Source organism: Pseudodesulfovibrio sp., from assembly GCF_028692895.1.
Lineage (GTDB): Bacteria > Desulfobacterota > Desulfovibrionia > Desulfovibrionales > Desulfovibrionaceae > Pseudodesulfovibrio.
The window spans coordinates 20,905-41,004 of sequence record NZ_JAQUWN010000030.1 but is presented as its reverse complement, the minus strand read 5'-3'; the positions used below and the strand labels follow the sequence as shown (position 1 = coordinate 41,004).

Sequence of the window (20,100 nt, the reverse complement as noted above, 5' to 3'; positions counted from 1 at the left end):
TCCACCAGGGCGCCCACTTCGAGGATCTTGCGCACGGTGCCGAGGTAGTTCTTGCCCGGCTCCGGCTTCTGGTCGTAGTAGAGGACCATTTCCTTGGCCTTCTCCATGGAGGACAGGGTCGGGGCGAAGATGGAGATCTTGCCGGAATCCTCGATGTCGATGTCAGCCTCGGTCTCGGCGGTGATGGCCTTGATGTTCTTGCCGCCGGGTCCGATGACGGAGCGGATCTTCTCGGGATCGATGTAGACCACGGCCATCTGCGGGGCCAGGTCGGAGAGCTCGGAGCGCGGCTCGGGCAGGACCTCGGCCATGTGGTCGAGGATCAGGGTCCGGGCCTCCTTGGCCTGGGCAAGGGCCTTCTTGAGCACTTCCTGCGGGATGCCGGAGATCTTGATGTCCATCTGGATGGCGGTGACGCCGTCGCGGGTGCCGGCCACCTTGAAGTCCATGTCGCCAAGGGCGTCCTCGTCGCCGAGGATGTCGGTCAGGACGTAGTATTCATCCCCTTCCTTGCACAGGCCCATGGCGATGCCCGCCACCGGCGCGCTGATGGGCACGCCCGCGTCCATCAGGGACAGGGTGCCGCCGCAGACGCTGGCCATGGAGGAGGAGCCGTTGGACTCCATGATTTCCGAGACCACGCGGATGGTGAACGGGAAGGACTCGGGATCCGGCAGGACCGGGGCGATGGCCCGTTCGGCCAGGGCGCCGTGGCCCACTTCGCGGCGGGAGGTGCCGCGCAACATGCGGGCCTCGCCCACGCAGTAGGGCGGGAAGTTGTAGTGGAGCATGAACCGCTTGGTGGCGTCGCCCAGCAGGGAGTCGTAGCGCTGCTCGTCGCGGGTGGAGCCCAGGGTGGCGACGGCCAGGGAGGCCGTCTCGCCGCGCCGGAAGAGCGCGGAGCCGTGGGTCTGGGCCAGCACGCCGACCTCGATGGACAGCGGACGGACCGTCTTGGTGTCGCGGCCGTCGATGCGGGTGCCTTCCTTGACGATGCGCTCGCGCACGATCTTCTTGGTCATGTCGCCCAGCACGTCGCCCACGGCCTTCAGCTTGGCGGCGTCCTCGGGGAATTTCTCGGCGACTGCGGCCTTGGCCTTGTCCTTGGCCGCATCCTTGGCGGCGTAGCGCTGCATCTTCTGCGGAATGGCCAGGGCGGTCTTCAGGTCGTCGCTGATGAAATCGCCCAGGAAGGCGACCAGCTCCTCGTCCTGCTTGGGCGGGGTGACCTCCAGCTTGGGCACGCCGACCTTCTCGCGCAGTTCGTCCTGGATGTCGAGAAGCGGGACGATCTGCTCCTGGCCCCAGGCCAGGGCGTCGGCCACGATGTCCTCACCGATGAAGTTGGCGCCGCCCTCGACCATGACGATGGCGTCGCGGGTGGCGGCGAAGATCAGGTTCAGGGAGGAGCGCTCCTCGATCCCCTTGTAGGTGGGGTAGAGCACGAACTCGCCCTCCACGTAGCCGACGCGCGCCCCCACGATGGGGCCCATGAACGGCATCTTGGAGATGTGGCAGGCGGCGGAAGCGCCGGTCAGGGCCAGGACGTCCGGGTTGACCCGCTTGTCGGCGGACAGGACGGTGGCGATGATCTGGACCTCGTCGGAAAAGCCCTTGGCGAACAGCGGGCGGATGGGACGGTCGATGAGCCGGGAGACCAGGGTCTCGTGCTCGGAGGGACGGCCCTCGCGGCGGAAGTAGTTGCCCGGCACGCGACCGGCGGCGTAGGCCATTTCCTGGTAGTTGCAGGTCAGCGGGAAGAAGCCGCGGTCCTCCTCCAGGGGCTGGGTCACGGCGGTGACCAGCACGGTGGTGTTGCCCGACGAGATGGTCACGGCGCCGGAGGCCTGGCGAGCGTATTTACCGGTCTCGATGGAGATGTCGATGCCGCCTACCGTTGTGGCGACGCGCGTGGCGTCAAAAGGAATCATTGTCATGTGATTTCCTACCTTAATGTAATAGGTGAGTCACTTTCTGCGAGATTCCCCTGAAGGGTTAGCCGGCTTGGGGAGGAGCTCTTGGGAGTCATGGAACCCGTGGGGCCCAAAAACGCCTTCCGCAGCCAACTAAACATCGCGGGGGGAGAAACGGAGCGGGAGAAAGACGGCTCCGCCGCAGAAAGTGAGAAAAAGGGTGGGGGAGACCGAAGTCTCCCCCCAGAACTCAGTTGTAAAAGAACTACTTGCGCAGGCCGAGGCGGCCGATGAGGTCGCGGTAGCGCTGGATGTCCTTGTCCTGCAGGTACTTCAGCAGTTTCCTGCGCTGGCCGACCAGCTTCAGCAGACCGGTGCGGGAGTGGTGGTCCTTCTTGTGGGTCTTGAAGTGTTCGGACAGGTACTCGATGCGGGCGGTCAGCAGGGCCACCTGGACTTCCGGGGAGCCGGTGTCGCCTTCGCAGGTCTTGTACTCTTCGATGATTTTTTTCTTGTCGTCAGCCGTCATAACCACAGCGATATCCTCCTGGTTGGGGGTTTATCCGTTTGCCGTCGGTGAACGCCCTGTTCAGTCCTGTTCCCACAGGCCCCGCAGGATGGCCCATTTGGGCCGGTTGTCCTGTAGCTTCGCCTCCACCAGGGCCAGCGGCCGACCATCGGGGTCGAGCAGCATGGCGCGATCGCCCACGGTCCCCGCCAGCACTTCGCCGGGTTCGTCGCCGACAGGCAGCCAGGCCCCGTTCTTGACGAGTCCGGTCAGCGCGTCGGTCAGCACGAACCTCGGCCAGTGGGGCAGGGTGTCCGCAAGGGGGATCACCTTGTCCGCCAGGGACGAGGGTTGCGAAAGGACATCCGCGAGTGGGTGCGCCATGTCGAGTCCAAAGGGCTCGCTGCGCTCCCGGTTCAGGCTGGTCAGCGCCGCGCCGCACCCCATTCGTATCCCCAAGCTGTGGACCAGGGAACGTATGTAGGTGCCCGCGGAACAACTGACCCTGAACGATGCCTCGGGCATGTTCACGTCCAGCACTTCCACATGAGAAATAACAATGGGCTTGGTTTTCACCGGCACGTCCTCGCCCGCACGGGCCAGGGCGTAGAGCGGCTTGCCCTCGTGTTTGGCAGCCGAATAGGCCGGAACTTCCTGCTCTGTCAACTCTTTCCAATGCAAAATTTCGCGCTCGACATCCGCAGGCGAGGCCGCCACTTCGCATTCTTGCAGTATTTTGCCTTGAATATCAAGAGTGTCAGTCGAAATTCCAAGCCGGAGCGTGCCGGTGTAGGTCTTGAGCCCTTCGGTCAGGTACGACGCGAGCTTGGTGGCCTGGCCGAGCATGACCAGGAGCACGCCGCGCGCCATGGGGTCCAGGGTCCCGGCGTGGCCGATCTTGAACTGTTTCAGCTCCCGCTTGATGTCGTTGAGGCAGGCGGCCGAAGTCGGGCCCGACGGCTTGTCGAGCACGAGCACGCCATCCAGTTGCTCGTCGCTGCGCTTGCGTTTGCGGCCCATCTAGCGAATCCCCAGCACGTCGCCCGCCACCTCGACGAGCATGGTCTTGGCCGCTTTAAGCGGGGCCCGGATCGTGCCGCCGGAGGCGTTCTTGTGCCCGCCGCCCCCGAACCGGGCGGCCACGGCCTGGACGTTGTCCTCGCCGTAGGAGCGCAGGCTGAACTTGAAGGTGTCCGGCCCTTCCTCGCGCAGGATGGCGGCCATGCGCACGCTCTTGAGACGCCGGATGAAGTTGATGATGTTTTCGGTGTCGTCGGAGCCCGTGCCCGTGCGTTCGAACATCTCGCGGGTGATGATTCCGATGGCCACCTGTCTGTCCAGGTGGAGCTCAACCGTGCCCATCACCTCGGTCCACAGGTGCATGCGTTCCTCGGACCACTGCTTGGTGATGCGCCGGTTCATGTCGGCGATGTTCAGGCCGTCGCGCAGCAGGCGGGCGGCCAGCTCCAGCGACTCCGGGGTGGTGGAGCCGTAGGAGAAGAAGCCCGTGTCCGTGGCCACGGCCAGGTAGACGCACTCGGCCAGCTCGCCGGTCAGGGGGATGCCGAGCGCCTCGGCCAGCAGGGCGACCATGCAGCCCACGGCGGGCTGGTGCATGTCCACCCAGTTTTCCTCGCCGAACTCGCTGTTGCCCAGATGGTGGTCGATGTTGATGATCCGGGTTTCTCCCGCGCGGGCCACGAGGGGTTCGCCCATGCGTTCGGCCGAGCCGCAGTCCAGGACGATGGTCCAGCGGGGCAGGGTGTCGGGCAGCTCGGTCAGGACCGGGGCGGGCAGGGGCGTGAAGTCGTAGCGGGCGGGCAGGCCGGAGGGGTTGTACAGGCGGAAATGCTTGCCCAGGCTCCTCAGCAGGTGGCCCACGCCGCACATGGCCCCGATGGCGTCGCCGTCGGGATTGTAGTGGGAGGCGACCATGAAGTCGTCCCCGTCGCGCAGGATGTCGCTAATCCTTTTGAGGGGCGTGGCCATAGACCATGTCCTCCAGGAATTCGTCGAAGACGAAGCGGAGTTCGGGCACGAACTGGAGCTTGAGGGCGCGTCCCAGGCGGGAGCGCAGGAAGCCGGTGGCCTGGACCAGGCCCGACTGGACCTCGGCCCGGTGCTCGGCGTCGCCGGAGACGGTGTAGAAGATTTCCGCGATGCGCAGGTTGGCGTTCATGCGCACGCCGGAGAGGGTGACCAGTTGCAGGCGCGGGTCCTGGGCCTCTTCCACCAGCAGGGTGCCGATCTCGCGCATGATCTGGTCGCCCAGGCGCACGGCGCGGCGGGAAGTGGATGCTTTCATTGTCGTTTCCTCAGTCGCTTTCGCTGAAAATTTCCGTGTTGCAGCGCGTCAGCTCCGCCGGGGAGATGGCTTCGACCATGGCCAGGGCCTTGGCGAGGCTGCTTTCCACCCGCTTGGTCTCGTTGGCCACTGTGGCCACCGCCAGGACCAGCTTGTCGTGGACGTCCAGGGCGTCCACCTCGGCCACCGCCACGTTGAACTTGTTGCGCAGCTTTTGTTTCAGGCTGAGGGCGACCTTTCGCTTGTCCTTGAGGGACCGGTTGCCGTGGAGGCGGAATTCCAGGGTCAGGACGCCGAATATCATGACGCTACAGCCTGTAAAATAAGACGGGCGGCCCGAAAGGCAACGGGCCGCCCGTCACTTGTTGTTTCTATGCCTAGTCGATGGTGCGGGCCACTTCCTTGGTCATGAAGGCCTCGATCACGTCGCCGATCTTGATGTCGTTGAACTTCTCAAGGCCGATGCCGCACTCGTAGCCCTTGGCCACTTCCTTGACGTCGTCCTTGATGCGGCGGAGCGACGCGACCTGGCCGGTGTAGATGACCACGCCGTCGCGCAGCAGGCGGATGTTGGCGGTGCGGGTGATCTTGCCGTCGGCGACGAAGCTGCCCGCAATGGTGCCGACCTTGGGCACGGTGAAGGTCTGGCGCACTTCGGCCTGGCCGAGGTAGACCTCTTCGATGTCCGGGGCGAGCATGCCGCTCATGGCGTCCTTCACCTCGTTCACCAGCTTGTAGATGATGTCGTAGAAGCGGACCTCCACGCCTTCCTGGTCCGCGATCTGCTTGACCTTGAGGGTCGGCCGCACGTTGAAGCCGATGATGATGGCCTCGGACGCGCCCGCCAGCAGGATGTCGGACTCGGTGATGGCGCCGGCGCCGCCGTGGACCACGCTGATCTTGACCTCGTCGGTGGAGAGCTTGTTCAGAGCCTCGGTGACGGCTTCAAGCGAGCCCTGCACGTCCGCCTTGAGCACCAGGTTCAGGGTCTGGGCCTCGTCGTCCGGCTTGCTGGCCAGGAAGGACTCCAGGGTGACCTTGGTCTTGGCGGAGAGGATCTTCTCGCGCTGCTTCATGGCGCGCGACTGGGCGATGCGGCGGGCGACCTTTTCCTCTTCGACCACGAAGAGTTCGTCGCCGGCCTCGGGCAGGCCGTCGAAGCCCTGGATCTCCACGGGCATGGCCGGACCGGCCTCCTTGATCTTCTTGCCCTGGTCGTTGAACATGGCGCGGACCTTGCCGAACTGCACGCCGCAGACGAAGCTGTCGCCCTGGCGCAGGGTGCCCTCGGAGATGAGCATTGTGCCCACCGGGCCGCGGCCCTTGTCCAGCTTGGCTTCCACGATGTGGCCGCGCGCGAGCTTGTCCGGGTTGGCCTTGAGCTCCATGACCTCGGCCTGGAGCAGGACCATTTCGAGCAGTTCGTCGAGGCCGATGCGCATCTTGGCCGAGACGTGGGCGAAGATGGTGTCGCCGCCCCATTCCTCGGGAACCAAGCCGAGCTCGGCCAGTTCTCGCTTGACGTTGTCAGGGTTGGCCCCTTCCTTGTCGATCTTGTTCACAGCGACCACGATGGGCACGCCCGCCGCGCGGGAGTGGCTGATGGCCTCGCGGGTCTGGTCCATGACGCCGTCGTCGGCGGCGACCACCAGGATGACGATGTCCGTCACCTGGGCGCCGCGCATGCGCATGGTGGTGAAGGCCTCGTGGCCCGGGGTATCCAGGAACACGATCTCGCCACGGTCGGTGTTGACGTGGTAGGCGCCGATGTGCTGGGTGATGCCGCCCGCCTCGCCCTCGGTGACGTTGGTCATGCGGATGGCGTCGAGCAGGGAGGTCTTGCCGTGGTCGACGTGGCCCATGATGGTGACCACGGGCGGACGCGGCTTCAGGTCCTCGCTCTTGTCCTCCTCGACCGGGGCCAGGAAGGTGGTCTCGTCAAAGGAGACGTTTTCGACCTCGTAGCCGAACTCGCTGGCGAGCAGGGAGGCGGTGTCCAGGTCCAGGGACTGGTTGATGGTGGCCATGACGCCCATGCCGAACAGGGCCTTGATAAGGTCCTGGGCCTTGATGCCCATCTGGTGGGCCATGTCGGACAGCCGGATGGCCTCGTCGAATTTGATCTTGCGCTTGGCGGCCTTCATCGGGGCGGCCTGATCGGGATGGTTCACCTGCTGGGCCATCGGCTTGCGGCCTCCCTTGCGGCGACGGCCCTTGCGGCCGGGGAATCCTCCCTCCTCCTCGAAACGGTTCACCTGGCCGTCGCTCTGGGCGGTGGAGAACTCCACCACGCGACGGTCCTTCTTGCCCTTTTTCTTCTTGCTGCGGCCATCGGGCACATCCGGACCGCCGGGCGTGAACGAGTTGTTGTCCTGCTGCGGGGCGGGGCGTCCGCCCGTGGGGCGGCCTCCGGCGGGGCGGCCTCCGGCGGGGCGGCCTCCGGCGGGGCGGCGAGCGGGCTCGGCGGTCCTGGCGGCCTCGCGGGCCTGGACCTCCGCCGGGTCGGGCATGGAAATGATCTTGACCTTGGGGGCCTCGTGCTCCCGGCGCTTCTTCTTTTTCGGGCGCTTGTCGGCGTCGTCCCCTTCCTCGGCCTCGCTCGCAGCCGCAGGCGCGGCGATGCGGGCCTTGGCCTTGGGTTCGGCGGGCTTTTCCGGTTCGGGGGCCGCCTCGGGTTCGGGCTGGGCGGCCTGTTCGGGGGCGGCGACCGCTTCGGGCGCGGGGGCGGATTCGGGCTCGGGTTCGGGGGCGGGCTCTTCCTTCGCGGGCGCTTCCAGCACGGGTGCCTCGGCCGGGGTCTCCTCCGGCGCGGGGGTGATGATGCGGACCTTGGGGGCCTTGGGCTTGGCCTTGGCGACGGGCTTCTCCTCAGGCTCCTCGGGGGTAGGTTCCTGGGCGGGCGCGTCGGCGGCCACGGGTACGGCTTCGGGCTCCGGGGCCCCGGGGGCCTCGGTCTCCTCGGCCTCCTCGGCATCTATGGATGCGGTTTCGGCTTCGGCCTCCGCGGCCTCGGCTTCCGCCTCCTGGCCACGGACCTTGCTGCGCCGACGCCGGACGATGACGCCGGAGTCGGTGACCATGCGCACTTCCCTGCGGGAGGCGCCGTCCCTTTTCAGTTCCGCCTTGAGGCGGTCCACATCCTCCGCGTCGACCACGGTCTTCTGGCTCTTGGCCTGGACCCCGATCTCGCGCAGGTGCTGAATGATGTCCTTGGTGCTGAGCCCGAGCTCGGCAGCCAGGTCTTCTACCCGAACACTTGCCGTCATTTACAATCCCCCTTGCGTTTATTCATCAGGCCCCGCGCAACTTTTGGGAAAAGCTCCCGGCAGCGGTCCTGGACGCATACGTAGTAACCGCGTCCCGGCATGATCTTGTCCGGGTCCGGAACCGGACCGTCCGGTTCCCCGTCCGGCGCGGCTGCCGGACGGACGTACCGCTCAAGCTCCTCCTTGGGGAGGCGCTGGCGGCAGACCACGCACATGCGGACCGGTTCGTGCTTCAAGGCCGTGTCCATGCGTGGTCGCGTGCTTCTACTCGGAACCCTCGCCCTGGGCGGGAGATTCCGGCTCGCTCGCCTCTCCGGCGGGCGTATCCACGGCGGGCGCTTCCTCGGAATGCGATTCCTCTGCGGAAGCATCCTGGGCGGACGCGGCCTCGACGGCCGACACGACCTCGGGAGCGAGCATGTTGATGGCCACGCGGATGTCCGCGATCTTGGTCCCGGTGAGGCCGGAAACGGCCAGGAGTTCCTCGTCCGTGGCCTGGACGATGGATTCCAGGGACTCGAAGCCCGCGCTGAAGAAGTTCTCCATGGGCACTTCGGCAACGGCCGCGATCTGGTCCATGCCCTTGCGCGCCACGTTGAGTTCCGCGTAGCGGGATTCCGTGAAAATGTCGATCTTCCAGCCGAGCAGTTTGGCGGCCAGCTTGACGTTTTGGCCCTTGCGGCCGATGGCCAGGGTCAACTGATCGTCGGGGCAGACCACTTCCAGGGACTCGTCCTCCTCATCCACGAGGATGCGGGAGATGGTGGCCGGGGAGAGGGCGTGCTGGGCGTACATGGCGATGTCCGGGCTCCAGACCACGATGTCGATGCGTTCGCCCTTGAGCTCCTGCACCACGTTTTGGATGCGGGAGCCGCGGATGCCGACGCAGGCGCCCACCGGGTCCACGTCGCGGTCGCGGGACATGACCGCAACCTTGGCGCGCAGGCCGGGGTCGCGGGCGACGCCCATGATCTTGACCGTGCCGTCGGCCACCTCGGGCACTTCGCGCTTGAAGAGCTCGATCATGTAGTCCGGGTGGGAGCGGGAGACGACGACCTGCGGGCCGCGCGACTCCTTGAGCACGTCGATGATGTAGGCCTGGACGCGGTCCCCGCGCTTGTAGCGCTCTCTGGGGATCTGCTCGTCCTTGGGCAGCAGGGCCTCGGTGCGGCCGAGGTTGATGATCCAGCCGGTGCGGTCGCGCCGCTGGATGATGCCGCTCGAAATCTCGCCCACGCGGTCCTTGTATTCCTCGTAGATGATTTCCTGCTCGGCGTCGCGCATGCGCTGGATGATGACCTGCTTGGCGGACTGGGCGGCGATGCGGCCCAGGTCCTCGACCTTGACAGGGAAGCCCATTTCGTCGTCGAGCCGGGCGTTGGGGTCGTGCTCGCGGGCGTCTTCCAGGGAAATTTCGCTGACGGGATCGTGGACTTCCTCGACCACCACCTTGAACTCGAAGACCTCGATTTCGCCGGAGTCCTCGTTGAAGGCGACCTCGATGTCCATGGTGTCGCCGTACTTGCGCGCGACGGCGCTGCGCACGGCCTCCTCCAGGGTGTCGATGAGCAGGTCGCGGTCGATGCCCCTGTCCTTGCTAATCTGGTCGATGGCTCTTTTCAGCTCCGACATGTCTAACCTCCGCTTCTTCCGGCGCTCGGTCCCGTTTGGGCCGGTGAAGTTCTCGTTATGGCTCGTGGCGACCGGCAGGTCGGCCTAAAATTCATGCACCAGGCGGACTTCCTTGAGGTCCGTCCACGCCAGGGTGGTCGGTTCCCCGTCCTCTTCCAGGGTGAAGCCGTCGTCGAAACAGGCGGTGAGGACCCCGGTGTACCGGCGGCGGCCTTCCCGCGCCTCCCATGCCTGGGCGGTGACGGTGCGGCCCAGATAGTCGCGCAGTTGCTCCGGCGAGAAGAACCGGCGCTCCAGACCGGGGGAGGAGACCTCCAGGTCGTATGCGCCCGGAACGATGTCCTCCACGTCGAGCATCAGCCCCACCTGGCGGCTGACGTCGGCGCACTGGTCGATGTTCACGCCGTCCTTGCCGTCGATGTATATCCTTATAAGGCGTTTGCGCCCCTTGGCGGGAGCGGCCAGCCCCCACAGGACAAAGCCCATGGATTCCACTTCGGGCCGGATCAGTTCGGCCAGCGTCTCTTCAAACGTACGGCGCACGGTCTTCCCCCGATGCAAATAAAAAAGGTGAGCCCGAGCTCACCCATTTTGGTGCGAACCCCGCAAGGTCCTGGATCGAACCCTGCGAAAGGCGTTGGAGCGGGTGACGGGGGTCGAACCCGCGACACCAAGCTTGGGAAGCTTGTACTCTACCAACTGAGCTACACCCGCTTTGAAACCGAGCCTATTTATACATATCCACGGCCCTTGTCAACAGGCGACCCATCCCCCCGGTGCGGATTTTTTCCAAATCGGATTTGGCACGCAAGGTGCAACCGTCCCGGCGAACAGGAGGACGCCGCCATGCGGGACAGCAGTATCAGCGCGTTATTCGGCGCTTTATCCAATGAAATGAGGATGGCGACGGTCGCCAATAATTTGGCGAACGTGAACACCACCGCCTATAAAAAGGATGTCATGGCCTTCCACGACACCTTCACCCGGTTCGCCCACGACTACGTGGTGACGACGAAGGGGTTCCTGCGCGGCAAGGACATGTTTCCCGATCCCAAGATCATGGCCAAGGCGCGCCTTTCCGCGCAGGCCGTGGACTTCACCCAGGGCAGTCTCAAGCAGACCGGCGACCAGCTCGACATCGCGCTCTCCGGCGAGGGGTTCTTCCGGGTCCAGTCGCCGGACGGCGGCGACCTCTACACGCGGGCGGGCTCCTTCCTGGTGGATTCCACCGGAACCCTGGTCAACCAGCAGGGGTTCCCGGTGATGGTGGACGGAGGCCCGCTGGTCCTGCCGCCCGGGGCCAAGATGAGCGTGGACGACGGCGGCAACGTCTCGGTCAACGGCGAGCCCGCCGGCGCCTTCGACCTGACCACCTTCGAGGACCTGGGCAGCATGGAGCGGGTCGGGGGCAACATGTACAGCGCGGCCGACAACGCGGCCGAAGCGCCCGTGCCCGACGACCTGGTGGTCCGGCAGGGCTACGTGGAGCAGGGCAACGTGGAGGTCGTCACCGAGATGGTGGAGATGCTGGAGACCCAGCGCGCCTTCGAGATGTACGCCAAGATGCTCCAGAGCACGGACTCGCTCGATAAGACAATGATTAGCCGTCTCGGCAGGATTACAGGATAACAAGGAGGCTGACCGCCATGATGCGTTCCCTTTGGACTGCCGCGACCGGCATGATCGCCATGCAGACCCACATCGACACCCTTTCCAACAACCTGGCCAACGTGAACACCACGGGTTTCAAGAAAAGCCGCGCCGAATTCGAGGACCTCATGTACCAGACCCTGCAGATCGCTGGCACGCAGACCCAGAACGGCGGCCGGTTGCCCGTGGGCATGCAGATCGGCATGGGCGTGCGCCCGGTCACGGTGCACAAGTTCTTTACCCAGGGCGACTACAAGAACACCGGCAACCCGTTCGACATGGCCATCGAGGGCGAGGGCTTCTTCAAGGTCGACATGAACGGCGACGACGTCTACACGCGCGCCGGGGCCTTCAAGCTGGACAACGACGGCCGCGTGGTCACGGCGGGCGGGCACGTGCTCCAGCCCGAGTTCACCGTCCCGGCCGAGACCTCCAGCGTCACCGTCACCGAGACCGGCCACATCGCCGCCCTGGACAAGAACGGGGCCACCCTGGCCGAGACCGACATCGAAATCTACCGCTTCCAGAACCCGGCGGGCCTCAACGCCGTGGGACGCAATTTCTACCGCGAGACCGACGCCTCGGGCGACGCCGTGGCCGGAACGCCGGGCGACGAGAACTTCGGGACCATCGCCCAGGGCTACCTGGAAGGGTCCAACGTCGAAATGGTGGACGAGATGGTCGGCCTGATCGTTGGCCAGCGCGCCTACGAGATCAACTCAAAGGCCATCACCACCTCGGACGGCATGTTGCAGACCGCCATCAACGTCAAGCGCTAACGGCCGAGTCCGGAGCAAAGGAGCATCGCATGCCAAGCGGGAAGAGCGGAAGGAAGGGACCTGTCAGGGCCGTCGTCATGGCCGCCATGGCGGTCTGCCTGCTCGTCGCCGGGACCGTGGCCGCCATGGGCGCTTCCGTCCCGGACGGGTGGAAAGCCGCCGTGCGCAGCGTGGCCTGCGTGCAGGGGCCCACCGTCCTGCTCGGCGAGATCGCCGACCCGGTCCAGGGCGCGGACCAGCGCACCTGGCGGACCCTGTCGCAGATCGCGCTTTGGAAGGCCTCGGACAAGCGGGGCCACCCGGTGAGCATCGACCGCGACCGCCTGGCCAAGGTGCTGCGCCACTACATGGGCGACGAGGCGAGCCACCTGGTCCTGCCCATGCAGCTCACGGTCCAGACCGGGGGCAAGGTTCTGAACGCCAATCAGCTCCGTTCGGAGGTCGTCGAATTCTTGACGCCCCGGAGCCGGGGGCTGGGCGACCAGGTCGAGATGAAGGACCTGGACCTGCCCGATCACTACTTTTTCGACAACGTGACCGACACCCTGACCATTGAGGTGAACGGCGATGTCCGGCCCGGCCGCAACACCATCCGGCTGCGCACCGTGAACAGCCAGGGCAAGGTCGTGGCGGGCAAGGCCGGGACCGTGTTCCTGAACGTCTGGAAAGCCGTGCCCGTGGCCGCCGCCCCCCTGAACCGGGGCGAGCGCGTCACCCGCGACAAGGTCGGCTTCCGGCGCGTCAACCTGGCCTACAATCCGGGCTTGTGGGACGGCGTCGGCGGCCCCTGGCGGATGGTTCGCACCCTGGGGCGCGGCCAGCCTTTCATGTTGTCTCACCTGGAGCCGGTGCCGGTCATCGAGAAGGGCGAGCGCGTGGATCTGGTCTATCGCGGCAAGCGCGTCCAACTGACCATGAAGGTGGAGGCCCTGGAAGACGCCTCCATGGGGCAGCAGATTCAGGTAAGGAATTTGCAAAGCAAGAAGACGGTGGTGGCCACGGTCGTCGGCGACGACCTGGTCATGGTCCGATAACGCGAGGAGGCCTTTCATGAGGCGATATTTTCTCATAGCGATGGCGTCCATCATCCTGCTGGCGGGATGCGCCGCCAAATACGAGGAGCAGCCCATGCCCATCCTGACTCCCCCGGTCTACGAGGAGCAGAACCCGGCGGCCAACCCGGGCTCCCTCTACGACGTGAACCGGTCGGAGTTCCTGTACGACGACAACCGCGCCGCCCGCGTGGGCGACATCGTGCTTGTCCAGGTGGCCGAGTCCGCCACCACCAAGCTGAAGTCCGAGACCACGGCCAAGAAGGAGAACACCGTGGCCAACGGCGTTTCCGCCATGCCGTCCACCGGCCTGGTGGGCAACGTGCCGCTGGCCTCCACCCTGGGCGTCAAGGTCGGGGCGAACATCGGAGCCTCTCAGTCCACGGACTTCAAGGGCAACGGCGAGACCAAGCAGGAGAACACCTTCGACGCCACCGTGGCCACCCGCATCGTCCGGCGGCTGCCCGGCAACCTGCTCCAGGTCGAGGGCGCACGGCGCATCCGGGTCAATCACGAGACACAGTTCCTGGTGGTGCGCGGCCTGATTCGCCAGCGCGACATCGATTCCGACAACACCATATCCTCGACCAAGCTGGCCGAGGCGCAGATCGAAATTTACGGCCAGGGCGTGCTCTCCGAGAAGCAGCGGCCCGGCTGGCTGTCGAGACTGCTGGACAACCTGTATCCCTTCTAAGGAAGGCTCGAAGCGAAGTTGCAGAGGGTAGAGGAGTGAGAGCCATGCGTATGAATCGGAACACCGCCGTCGTCGATACCGCCGAAACTGTCCGGACCCTGGTCCTGGCCATCCTGTTCGGCGTGACGCTCGCCTTCGGGGCCGGGCTGCTGGCGCCCGTGGAGGCCGGGGCCGCCCGGCTCAAGGACATCGCCAACTTCAGCGGCGTGCGCAGTAACGACCTGGTCGGCTACGGCCTGGTGGTCGGCCTGAGCGGCACGGGCGACGGCACCTCGTCGACCTTCACCATGCGCTCCATGGCCAACATGCTGGAGAAGATGGGCGTGGAAGCCAATCCCGACACCCTCAAGCCCAAGAACGTGGCCGCTGTCATGGTCACGGCCAAGCTGCCCGTTTCGGCCAAGCCGGGCTCGCAGCTCGACGTCACCGTCTCCTCCCTGGGCGACGCCAAGAGCCTGCTCGGCGGCATCCTGCTCGTCACCCCGATGAAGGGACTGGACGGCCGGGTCTATGCCGTGGCCCAGGGCTCCCTGACCATCGGCGGCTTCGCCGTGTCCGGCACGGCGGCCTCGGCCCAGCAGAACATTCCCACCGTGGGCCTCATCCCCAACGGCGCGGTGGTGGAGCGGGGCGTGCCCTTTCAGTTCAACAGCCAGGACAAGATGACCCTGAACCTTTCGGTGCGCGATTTCGGCACCACCATGCAGGTGGTCAACAAGATCAACGCGTCCATGGGCGGCGACTTCGCCGAGGCGCGCGACATCTCCACCATCGACCTGCGGCTGCCCGAGAAGTTTCGGGGCAACATGGTGCCGCTCATGGCCTCCCTGGAAAACCTGGACATTTCGCCCGACGGCAAGGCCAAGGTCGTGGTTGATGAAAAGACCGGCACCGTGGTCCTGGGCCAGGACGTCCGCCTGAGCAAGGTGGCCGTGGCCCACGGCAACCTCCAGATCGTCATCACCGAGTCCCAGAACGTCAGCCAGCCCGGCCCGTTCTCCGACGGCTCCACCGTGGTTTCGCCCCAGACCGACCTTCAGGTGGTCCAGCAGAACAAGCAGCTCATGCTCATGGAGGGCGCGACGCTGCAGGAGCTGGTGGACGGCCTGAACTCCATGGGCGCGGACCCGCGCGACCTTATTTCCATCATCCGCGCCCTCAAGGCCGCGGGCTCCCTGCACGCGGAAGTGGAGGTGATCTAAGATGCTGGATTCCGGAATCGACGCGCAGTTGGCCGCCCGCCAGGCGGACACCAGCGACATGGTCCGCTTCAAGCGGCAGATGGACGACCTCAAGCAGCGCCTGGCAGGCGACGCGGACAAGAACCAGGCCAAGGAGCTCCGCCAGGCGTGCGAGAAGTTCGAGGCCGTGTTCATCAGCAAGCTCTGGCAGGAGATGCGCAAGACCGTGCCCAAGGAGGGCTACCTGCACGCCAAGCAGGAGGAGCAGTACCTGTCCATGTTCGACCGCGACTTCGCCGAGAAGATGGCGTCAAGCGGCGGCATAGGCCTGGCGGACATGATCTACGACCAGCTCAGCGAGAAGCTGAAGAACACCAGCCGCACCACCCTGGAGGGCGGCGTGCCCATCAAGCCCCTGCACGGGGAGGCCATCGCCCTGAACCAGGGCCACGAACCCATCGCCCTGCCGAAGAAGCAGGAGGGCATGACCCTGGAGCAGTGGGGCGGGCGGCGTCAGGAAGGCGACGTTTCCGAAGCCGGGGCCGCGTCCGTGGCGCCGGCCGGGGAGCGGGCCCTGAGCGACGTGGAGGTCAAGGCGCGGCTGGAGACCCTGGTCCGCCACCTGGAGGCCGAGCGGATCAAGACCGGCCTGCTGGGTTCGGGCGAGGCCGCCGGGACCTATGGCCGCCAGGGCGGCGCGAGCGTCGAACGGGTTGGCCGGGAAATTGCAAAAAACGGATGAACCTCAAGAAGCATAAATATGGGGACGTTGGTTTAGGCGAGTAGATTCAACAAGTTACCTTCGAGGCGAATATGAGTTTGCAACTGATCGAGGAAAATTTGGTCCGGCAGAACAAGGCCATGGTCCTGCTCTCCGTGCTGTTGGAGGAAGAATTTTCCCGTCTGCAGCAGGGCGCGCCCCAGCAGGTTTCCCTCATCGAGCTGTCCATTCAGGAGCTCATGCGCCAGATCGCGGCCGAGCGGTTCTCCCTGCGTCGGCTGGTGGGGGCCTTCTCCCCCGGCGCGGAGCGGGTGGCCCATCTGTTCGCCGCCGTCTCCGGCGAGGTGCGCACTACCTTCGAGCGACTCCTCGGCATGTTGGACCAGACCGAGCAGAAGTGCGCGGTGCAGGCGTCCAAGAACGGCGCGCTGGCCCGGGCGCTCTTCGACCAGAGCAAGAAGCTGCTCACCTTCATGCACGACCAGATCAAGCCCAAGAACACCTCCTCCTACGCCGCCACCGGGCGGTTCGCGCGGGCCCGCTCCGACGCCCGCATCCTGACCGGGAGGCTCTAGATGTCCTTTGGGGCCAACTCCATCCTCGACATGGGCCGTTGGGCCATGTTCGCCTCGCAGGTGCAGTTGCAGGTCACCGGCGAGAACATCTCCAACGTCAACACCGAGGGGTATTCCCGCCGCTCGGTGGTGTTGGAGGAGGGAATCTCCATCGACTACAACCCGGGCCAGATGGGCACCGGCGTCGTGGCCAAGGAGGTCATCCGGCACTTCGACGACCTGGTCGAAACGCTGTACCTGGAGCAGGCGTCCCTGAGCGAGAAATGGGGGACCCTCTACGAGCAGTTGCGCGGGGTCGAGAACCTGCTCAACGAGTCGAGCGGCTACGGCGTGTCCGCGTCGCTGTCGAACTATTTCGAGTCCTGGAACAAGGTGTCCCAGTATCCGGACGATTACGGCGCGCGCAAGACCGTGGTGGACAACTCCAACACCATGATCTCTGTGCTCAGCCAACTGGACGCCAGCATGGCCACCATGCAGCAGCAGATCAACGACACGGTCCGCGGGCAGGTGGGCGACGTCAACACCCTGCTGGAGCAAATCTCGGACATCAACAACCAGATCCAGATTCACAACATCAAGGGCCAGGACAACACCAATTCGCTGTTCGACGAGCGGGCGCGAAAGGTCCGCGCCCTGGGCGAACTCATCGACATCACCACCCTCGACAACGGCGGCGGCGACTTCATCGTCATGACCAAGGCCGGCCAGAACCTGGTGGACGGCGCCAACCACTTCTCCCTGGAATTCACCATTGACGGCAAGACCAGGGACCTCGCAGGCAGCACCAATTTCGCGGGCGACATCTACTACGAGGGCAGCGACGACTTCGAATACACCATCGAATTCGTGGCCTCCAGCACGGGTTCCACCTCGGCGGGCACGGTCACCAGCGGCACGTCGGCCGCGCGCTTCCGCGTCTCCCTGGACGGCGGGCGGACCTGGCTCTCCGACGAGAACGGCGACGACAAGCTTTTCTACGCCCGCGACTACGACTCCCGCGTCACCGTCGAAGGGCTGGGCATCTGGTTCGGCTCGGGCACGGAGTCCAAGGGCGTCGCCACCGGCGACTTCCAGGCGGGCGACCGCTTCATCCTCAGCCCGCATCCGAGCGTGTACTGGGTCCAGAACACCTCCAACAAGGAGAACATCACCCCCCAGATCGCCATGAACGGCGAGGAGAACACCAAGCGGCTGACCGGCGGCTCCATCGCGGCCCTGCTGTCCTTCCGCGACAGCTACGTGGGCAAGTACCGCGACAAGCTCGAAAGCTTCACCGAGAGCCTGATCTGGGAGACCAACCGGCGGCACAGCCAGGGCGCGGGCCTCCAGACCTTCACCTCCCTCCAGGGCGCCTACTCGGTCAACGACAAGGACAAGGCCCTGGCCAGCGACTCGACGGGCCTGGCCTTCGGCGACCGGCTCCAGTCCGGCAGCTCCATGGTTTACGTCTACAACGCGAACACCGGCCTGCTGGCTTCCTCGGCAGCCCTGAACTTCGGCGGCGGGGCGACCTTCGACCCGAACGTCCATACCCTGCAGGACGTCTGCGACGCCTACAACACGACCTTCGCCGGGGCCATCAACGCCAGCGTCGTCAACAACAAGCTCGTCCTCCAGGCCGCGTCCGGCTACAACTTCGCCTTCGGCACGGACACCTCCGGGCTCAATGCGGCCCTGGGCGTCAACACCTTCTTCACCGGCTCCGGGGCCGACGACATCGGCCTCAACGACAAGATCACCGGCGACCTCGACTACCTGGCCGTGGGCCACGTCAACGGCGCGGGCGAGATGAACAGCGGCGACAACACCACCGCGCTCTCGCTCTACGCCCTGCGCGACGACGAGGTGACCATCTCCTCCGCGTCCGAGGGCACGGGCCGGACCACGCTGCTCGACTACTACAACAGCCTGGTGGGCAACGTGGGCACGGACACCAGCACAGCCAAGTTCAACATGAACTACTATTCCACCCTGGCCAGCGATCTCAACGACCGGCAACAGGAAGTCTCGGGCGTCAACCTCGACGAGGAGATGACCGACCTGATCAAGTACCAGGCGTCCTACACCGCGGCCGCCAAGCTCATTTCAACGGCGGACGAGATGCTGCAAACCATTTTGTCGCTCAAGTCTTAGGAACGGGGGAATGTGACATGCGAGTCACCCAGCAGATGCTTTTCAACAGGTACGTGGGCAACATCAACAAGTCGTTGACCTCGCTCATCGACCTGAACACCCAGTCCCAGACCCAGAAGAAGGTCAACAGGCCGAGCGACGATCCCACGGGCATGACCCGCATCCTCAGCCACCGGGATACCCTCAGCTCCATCGCCCAGTACAAGGAGAACATCGCCACGGCCAAGGGCTGGCTCTCCAGCCAGGACGAGGCGTTCCTCCAGGCCTCGACCCTGCTGACCAGGGCCAAGGAACTGGCCACCCAGGCCGCCACAGGCACCGTGGACGGCGACAACCGCGAGCAGATCAGTTACGAGCTGCGCAGCGTCTTCGAGCAGATGATCGGCCTGGCCAACACGGAGTTCGAGGGCAAGTCGATCTTCGCCGGGCACAAGGTGGACGGCGACGCCTATGAGCAGATCATGTGGCTGACCACCAACGACGACCGGTTCGCCACCACCGATTTCACGGTGCAGGGCTCCTCGGACAACACCGTGCTGGTCCAGTTCTACGACCGGTCCGGCGCAACGGCCCTGGGCGGGGACATGAATCTTTCCGACGCAGACCTGCGGGCGCGCTATTCCACGGACGGCGGCGAGACCTGGACCAGCGGGGCGGCCCTCACGCCCGACGGTTCGGGCGGCTACGTCCTCGACATGGCCTCGTCCGGCACCAACGTGGTCTTTCACAGCGACGCCACGGTCAAGGTCAACGATCCCACCGACGAGGGCGCGGCCGACGGCACATGGCTGTGGGTCCGGCCCACGGCCCGGTACATCGGCGACGACAAGGACATGCCGCCACTGGTGGATTCCTTCGGCCCCGGCACGACTCTGGTGGACGCCTCGGCCTCTGGCTCGTTTCTGAACAAGAACGTGACCATCCGCATCGACAACGGCTCGGAAGTCGCCATGAACGAGGACATCGAGTATTCCTACAGCCTGGACGGCGGCATCAACTGGGTGACGGGCAACGTGGCCCAGGCGGACACCACCTCCAACGCGGCCGTGCTGAGCGTGGCCAACGGCGGCATCCTGACCCTGGCCTCGAACGGCTCCAACAAGCTCCAGCCCGGCGCGCAGTTCGTGGTCCGGCCCCGTTCGGCCGACATCAACCTCGACATCTCCGCCAACGAGCAGATCACCATCAACAACGTGGGCAAGAGCATCTTCGGCGGCATCTACACTGATCCGGACGCGGTCCTGGCCGCCGACGGCTCCATCGTGACCCTGAGCAGCGAGAATTCGTCGCGGGCCTTCATGTCGAACGGCGCGCCCAAGATGGCCGTGACCATCCAGGGCCAGGACGAGGAGACCAAGAACATATTCGAGGTGCTGGGCAACCTGGTGGCCTTTGCGGAGACCAACAACCAGACCGGCATCCAGCAGTGCCTCGCCAACCTGGAGAAGGCCCAGGGGCAGCTCATGAACAACGAGGCCGACGTGGGCGGCCGGGAGAACCGGCTGACCATCGGCGGGTCCATCCTCGACGGCCTCAAGCTTAACGAGGACACCCTGCTCAGCTCCATCGAGGACGCGGACGTGAGCGAACTGATGACCGAACTCGCCCAGCAGCAGATCGTGTACGAGGCCGTGCTCCGGTCGACCTCCACCATCATGCAGCTCAACCTGAGCAAGTTCATCTAATTC

General features: G+C 65.3%; 19 protein-coding genes and 1 tRNA gene. 9 read left to right on the top strand and 11 right to left on the bottom strand.

Annotated features, from left to right (window positions below):
- The 11 genes from pnp to PHP91_RS09320 form a co-directional block, all read right to left on the bottom strand.
- A partial coding sequence (gene pnp, locus PHP91_RS09370; RefSeq protein WP_300139865.1) for a polyribonucleotide nucleotidyltransferase occupies window positions 1-1,937 on the bottom strand: 1,937 nt, incomplete at its 3' end.
- 241 nt (window positions 1,938-2,178) lie between these two features.
- A complete protein-coding gene (gene rpsO / locus PHP91_RS09365) occupies window positions 2,179-2,448 on the bottom strand; it encodes a 30S ribosomal protein S15 (protein ID WP_300139863.1) in 270 nt (89 codons plus the stop codon).
- A 54-nt stretch (window positions 2,449-2,502) separates the two neighbouring features.
- The gene (gene truB, locus PHP91_RS09360; protein WP_300139861.1) at window positions 2,503-3,441 is read right to left on the bottom strand and encodes a tRNA pseudouridine(55) synthase TruB; all 939 of its coding nucleotides are present in this window, start codon (window positions 3,439-3,441) and stop codon (window positions 2,503-2,505) included.
- Entirely contained in the window at window positions 3,442-4,410 is a 969-nt protein-coding gene (locus PHP91_RS09355; RefSeq protein WP_300139860.1) for a bifunctional oligoribonuclease/PAP phosphatase NrnA, read from the bottom strand.
- Window positions 4,385-4,726, bottom strand: a complete 342-nt coding sequence (gene rbfA, locus PHP91_RS09350; protein ID WP_300139858.1) for a 30S ribosome-binding factor RbfA — start codon at window positions 4,724-4,726, stop codon at window positions 4,385-4,387. The genes PHP91_RS09355 and rbfA overlap by 26 nt, the downstream gene beginning before the upstream one ends.
- Window positions 4,727-4,736: 10 nt before the next feature.
- Entirely contained in the window at window positions 4,737-5,030 is a 294-nt protein-coding gene (locus tag PHP91_RS09345) for a DUF503 domain-containing protein (RefSeq protein ID WP_300139856.1), read from the bottom strand.
- 73 nt (window positions 5,031-5,103) lie between these two features.
- On the bottom strand, window positions 5,104-7,992 hold the full coding sequence (gene infB, locus PHP91_RS09340; RefSeq protein WP_300139854.1) for a translation initiation factor IF-2: 2,889 nt from the start codon (window positions 7,990-7,992) through the stop codon (window positions 5,104-5,106).
- Window positions 7,989-8,207, bottom strand: a complete 219-nt coding sequence (locus PHP91_RS09335) for a YlxR family protein (protein ID WP_300139868.1) — start codon at window positions 8,205-8,207, stop codon at window positions 7,989-7,991. The genes infB and PHP91_RS09335 overlap by 4 nt, the downstream gene beginning before the upstream one ends.
- Before the next feature lie 49 nt (window positions 8,208-8,256).
- Window positions 8,257-9,624 carry a transcription termination factor NusA gene (gene nusA, locus PHP91_RS09330; RefSeq protein WP_300139852.1) on the bottom strand — a complete coding sequence of 456 codons (1,368 nt, stop codon included), beginning with the start codon at window positions 9,622-9,624 and terminating at the stop codon, window positions 8,257-8,259.
- An 84-nt stretch (window positions 9,625-9,708) separates the two neighbouring features.
- Window positions 9,709-10,167 carry a ribosome maturation factor RimP gene (rimP, locus tag PHP91_RS09325; protein ID WP_300139850.1) on the bottom strand — a complete coding sequence of 153 codons (459 nt, stop codon included), beginning with the start codon at window positions 10,165-10,167 and terminating at the stop codon, window positions 9,709-9,711.
- Window positions 10,168-10,262: 95 nt separating this feature from the next.
- Window positions 10,263-10,338: transfer RNA gene (locus PHP91_RS09320), tRNA-Gly, on the bottom strand.
- A gap of 132 nt (window positions 10,339-10,470) precedes the next feature.
- On the opposite strand from PHP91_RS09320, the gene PHP91_RS09315 reads away from it, so the two are divergent.
- The 9 genes from PHP91_RS09315 (at window position 10,471) to flgL (ending at window position 20,097) form a co-directional block, all read left to right on the top strand.
- Complete coding sequence (locus PHP91_RS09315) at window positions 10,471-11,253, top strand: flagellar hook-basal body protein (RefSeq protein WP_300139848.1); 783 nt, start codon at window positions 10,471-10,473, stop codon at window positions 11,251-11,253.
- Between the two features lie 17 nt (window positions 11,254-11,270).
- A complete protein-coding gene (gene flgG, locus PHP91_RS09310) occupies window positions 11,271-12,053 on the top strand; it encodes a flagellar basal-body rod protein FlgG (RefSeq protein WP_300139846.1) in 783 nt (260 codons plus the stop codon).
- A gap of 29 nt (window positions 12,054-12,082) precedes the next feature.
- Window positions 12,083-13,087, top strand: a complete 1,005-nt coding sequence (flgA, locus tag PHP91_RS09305) for a flagellar basal body P-ring formation chaperone FlgA (protein WP_300139844.1) — start codon at window positions 12,083-12,085, stop codon at window positions 13,085-13,087.
- A 16-nt stretch (window positions 13,088-13,103) separates the two neighbouring features.
- Entirely contained in the window at window positions 13,104-13,799 is a 696-nt protein-coding gene (locus PHP91_RS09300) for a flagellar basal body L-ring protein FlgH (protein WP_300139842.1), read from the top strand.
- Between the two features lie 44 nt (window positions 13,800-13,843).
- Window positions 13,844-15,001, top strand: a complete 1,158-nt coding sequence (locus tag PHP91_RS09295; RefSeq protein WP_300139841.1) for a flagellar basal body P-ring protein FlgI — start codon at window positions 13,844-13,846, stop codon at window positions 14,999-15,001.
- A gap of 1 nt (window position 15,002) precedes the next feature.
- Complete coding sequence (locus tag PHP91_RS09290; protein WP_300139839.1) at window positions 15,003-15,722, top strand: rod-binding protein; 720 nt, start codon at window positions 15,003-15,005, stop codon at window positions 15,720-15,722.
- Between the two features lie 71 nt (window positions 15,723-15,793).
- Window positions 15,794-16,276: a flagellar export chaperone FlgN gene (flgN, locus tag PHP91_RS09285; RefSeq protein ID WP_300139837.1), complete on the top strand. Its 483-nt coding sequence runs from the start codon at window positions 15,794-15,796 to the stop codon at window positions 16,274-16,276.
- On the top strand, window positions 16,277-18,412 hold the full coding sequence (gene flgK, locus PHP91_RS09280; protein WP_300139835.1) for a flagellar hook-associated protein FlgK: 2,136 nt from the start codon (window positions 16,277-16,279) through the stop codon (window positions 18,410-18,412).
- Window positions 18,413-18,429: 17 nt separating this feature from the next.
- Window positions 18,430-20,097, top strand: coding sequence for a flagellar hook-associated protein FlgL (gene flgL / locus PHP91_RS09275; protein ID WP_300139833.1), 1,668 nt, complete (start codon window positions 18,430-18,432; stop codon window positions 20,095-20,097).
- The last annotated feature ends 3 nt before the right edge of the window (window positions 20,098-20,100 follow it).

Bases quoted from the DNA above. Each gene is read 5' to 3' on its own strand.
- truB (WP_300139861.1), bottom strand. From the start codon at position 3,441: ATGGGCCGCAAACGCAAGCGCAGCGACGAGCAACTGGATGGCGTGCTC.
- PHP91_RS09355 (WP_300139860.1), bottom strand. From the start codon at position 4,410: ATGGCCACGCCCCTCAAAAGGATTAGCGACATCCTGCGCGACGGGGAC.
- rbfA (WP_300139858.1), bottom strand. From the start codon at position 4,726: ATGAAAGCATCCACTTCCCGCCGCGCCGTGCGCCTGGGCGACCAGATC.
- PHP91_RS09345 (WP_300139856.1), bottom strand. From the start codon at position 5,030: ATGATATTCGGCGTCCTGACCCTGGAATTCCGCCTCCACGGCAACCGG.
- infB (WP_300139854.1), bottom strand. From the start codon at position 7,992: ATGACGGCAAGTGTTCGGGTAGAAGACCTGGCTGCCGAGCTCGGGCTC.
- PHP91_RS09335 (WP_300139868.1), bottom strand. From the start codon at position 8,207: ATGTGCGTGGTCTGCCGCCAGCGCCTCCCCAAGGAGGAGCTTGAGCGG.
- nusA (WP_300139852.1), bottom strand. From the start codon at position 9,624: ATGTCGGAGCTGAAAAGAGCCATCGACCAGATTAGCAAGGACAGGGGC.
- PHP91_RS09315 (WP_300139848.1), top strand. From the start codon at position 10,471: ATGCGGGACAGCAGTATCAGCGCGTTATTCGGCGCTTTATCCAATGAA.
- flgG (WP_300139846.1), top strand. From the start codon at position 11,271: ATGATGCGTTCCCTTTGGACTGCCGCGACCGGCATGATCGCCATGCAG.
- flgA (WP_300139844.1), top strand. From the start codon at position 12,083: ATGCCAAGCGGGAAGAGCGGAAGGAAGGGACCTGTCAGGGCCGTCGTC.
- PHP91_RS09300 (WP_300139842.1), top strand. From the start codon at position 13,104: ATGAGGCGATATTTTCTCATAGCGATGGCGTCCATCATCCTGCTGGCG.
- PHP91_RS09295 (WP_300139841.1), top strand. From the start codon at position 13,844: ATGCGTATGAATCGGAACACCGCCGTCGTCGATACCGCCGAAACTGTC.
- PHP91_RS09290 (WP_300139839.1), top strand. From the start codon at position 15,003: ATGCTGGATTCCGGAATCGACGCGCAGTTGGCCGCCCGCCAGGCGGAC.
- flgN (WP_300139837.1), top strand. From the start codon at position 15,794: ATGAGTTTGCAACTGATCGAGGAAAATTTGGTCCGGCAGAACAAGGCC.
- flgK (WP_300139835.1), top strand. From the start codon at position 16,277: ATGTCCTTTGGGGCCAACTCCATCCTCGACATGGGCCGTTGGGCCATG.
- flgL (WP_300139833.1), top strand. From the start codon at position 18,430: ATGCGAGTCACCCAGCAGATGCTTTTCAACAGGTACGTGGGCAACATC.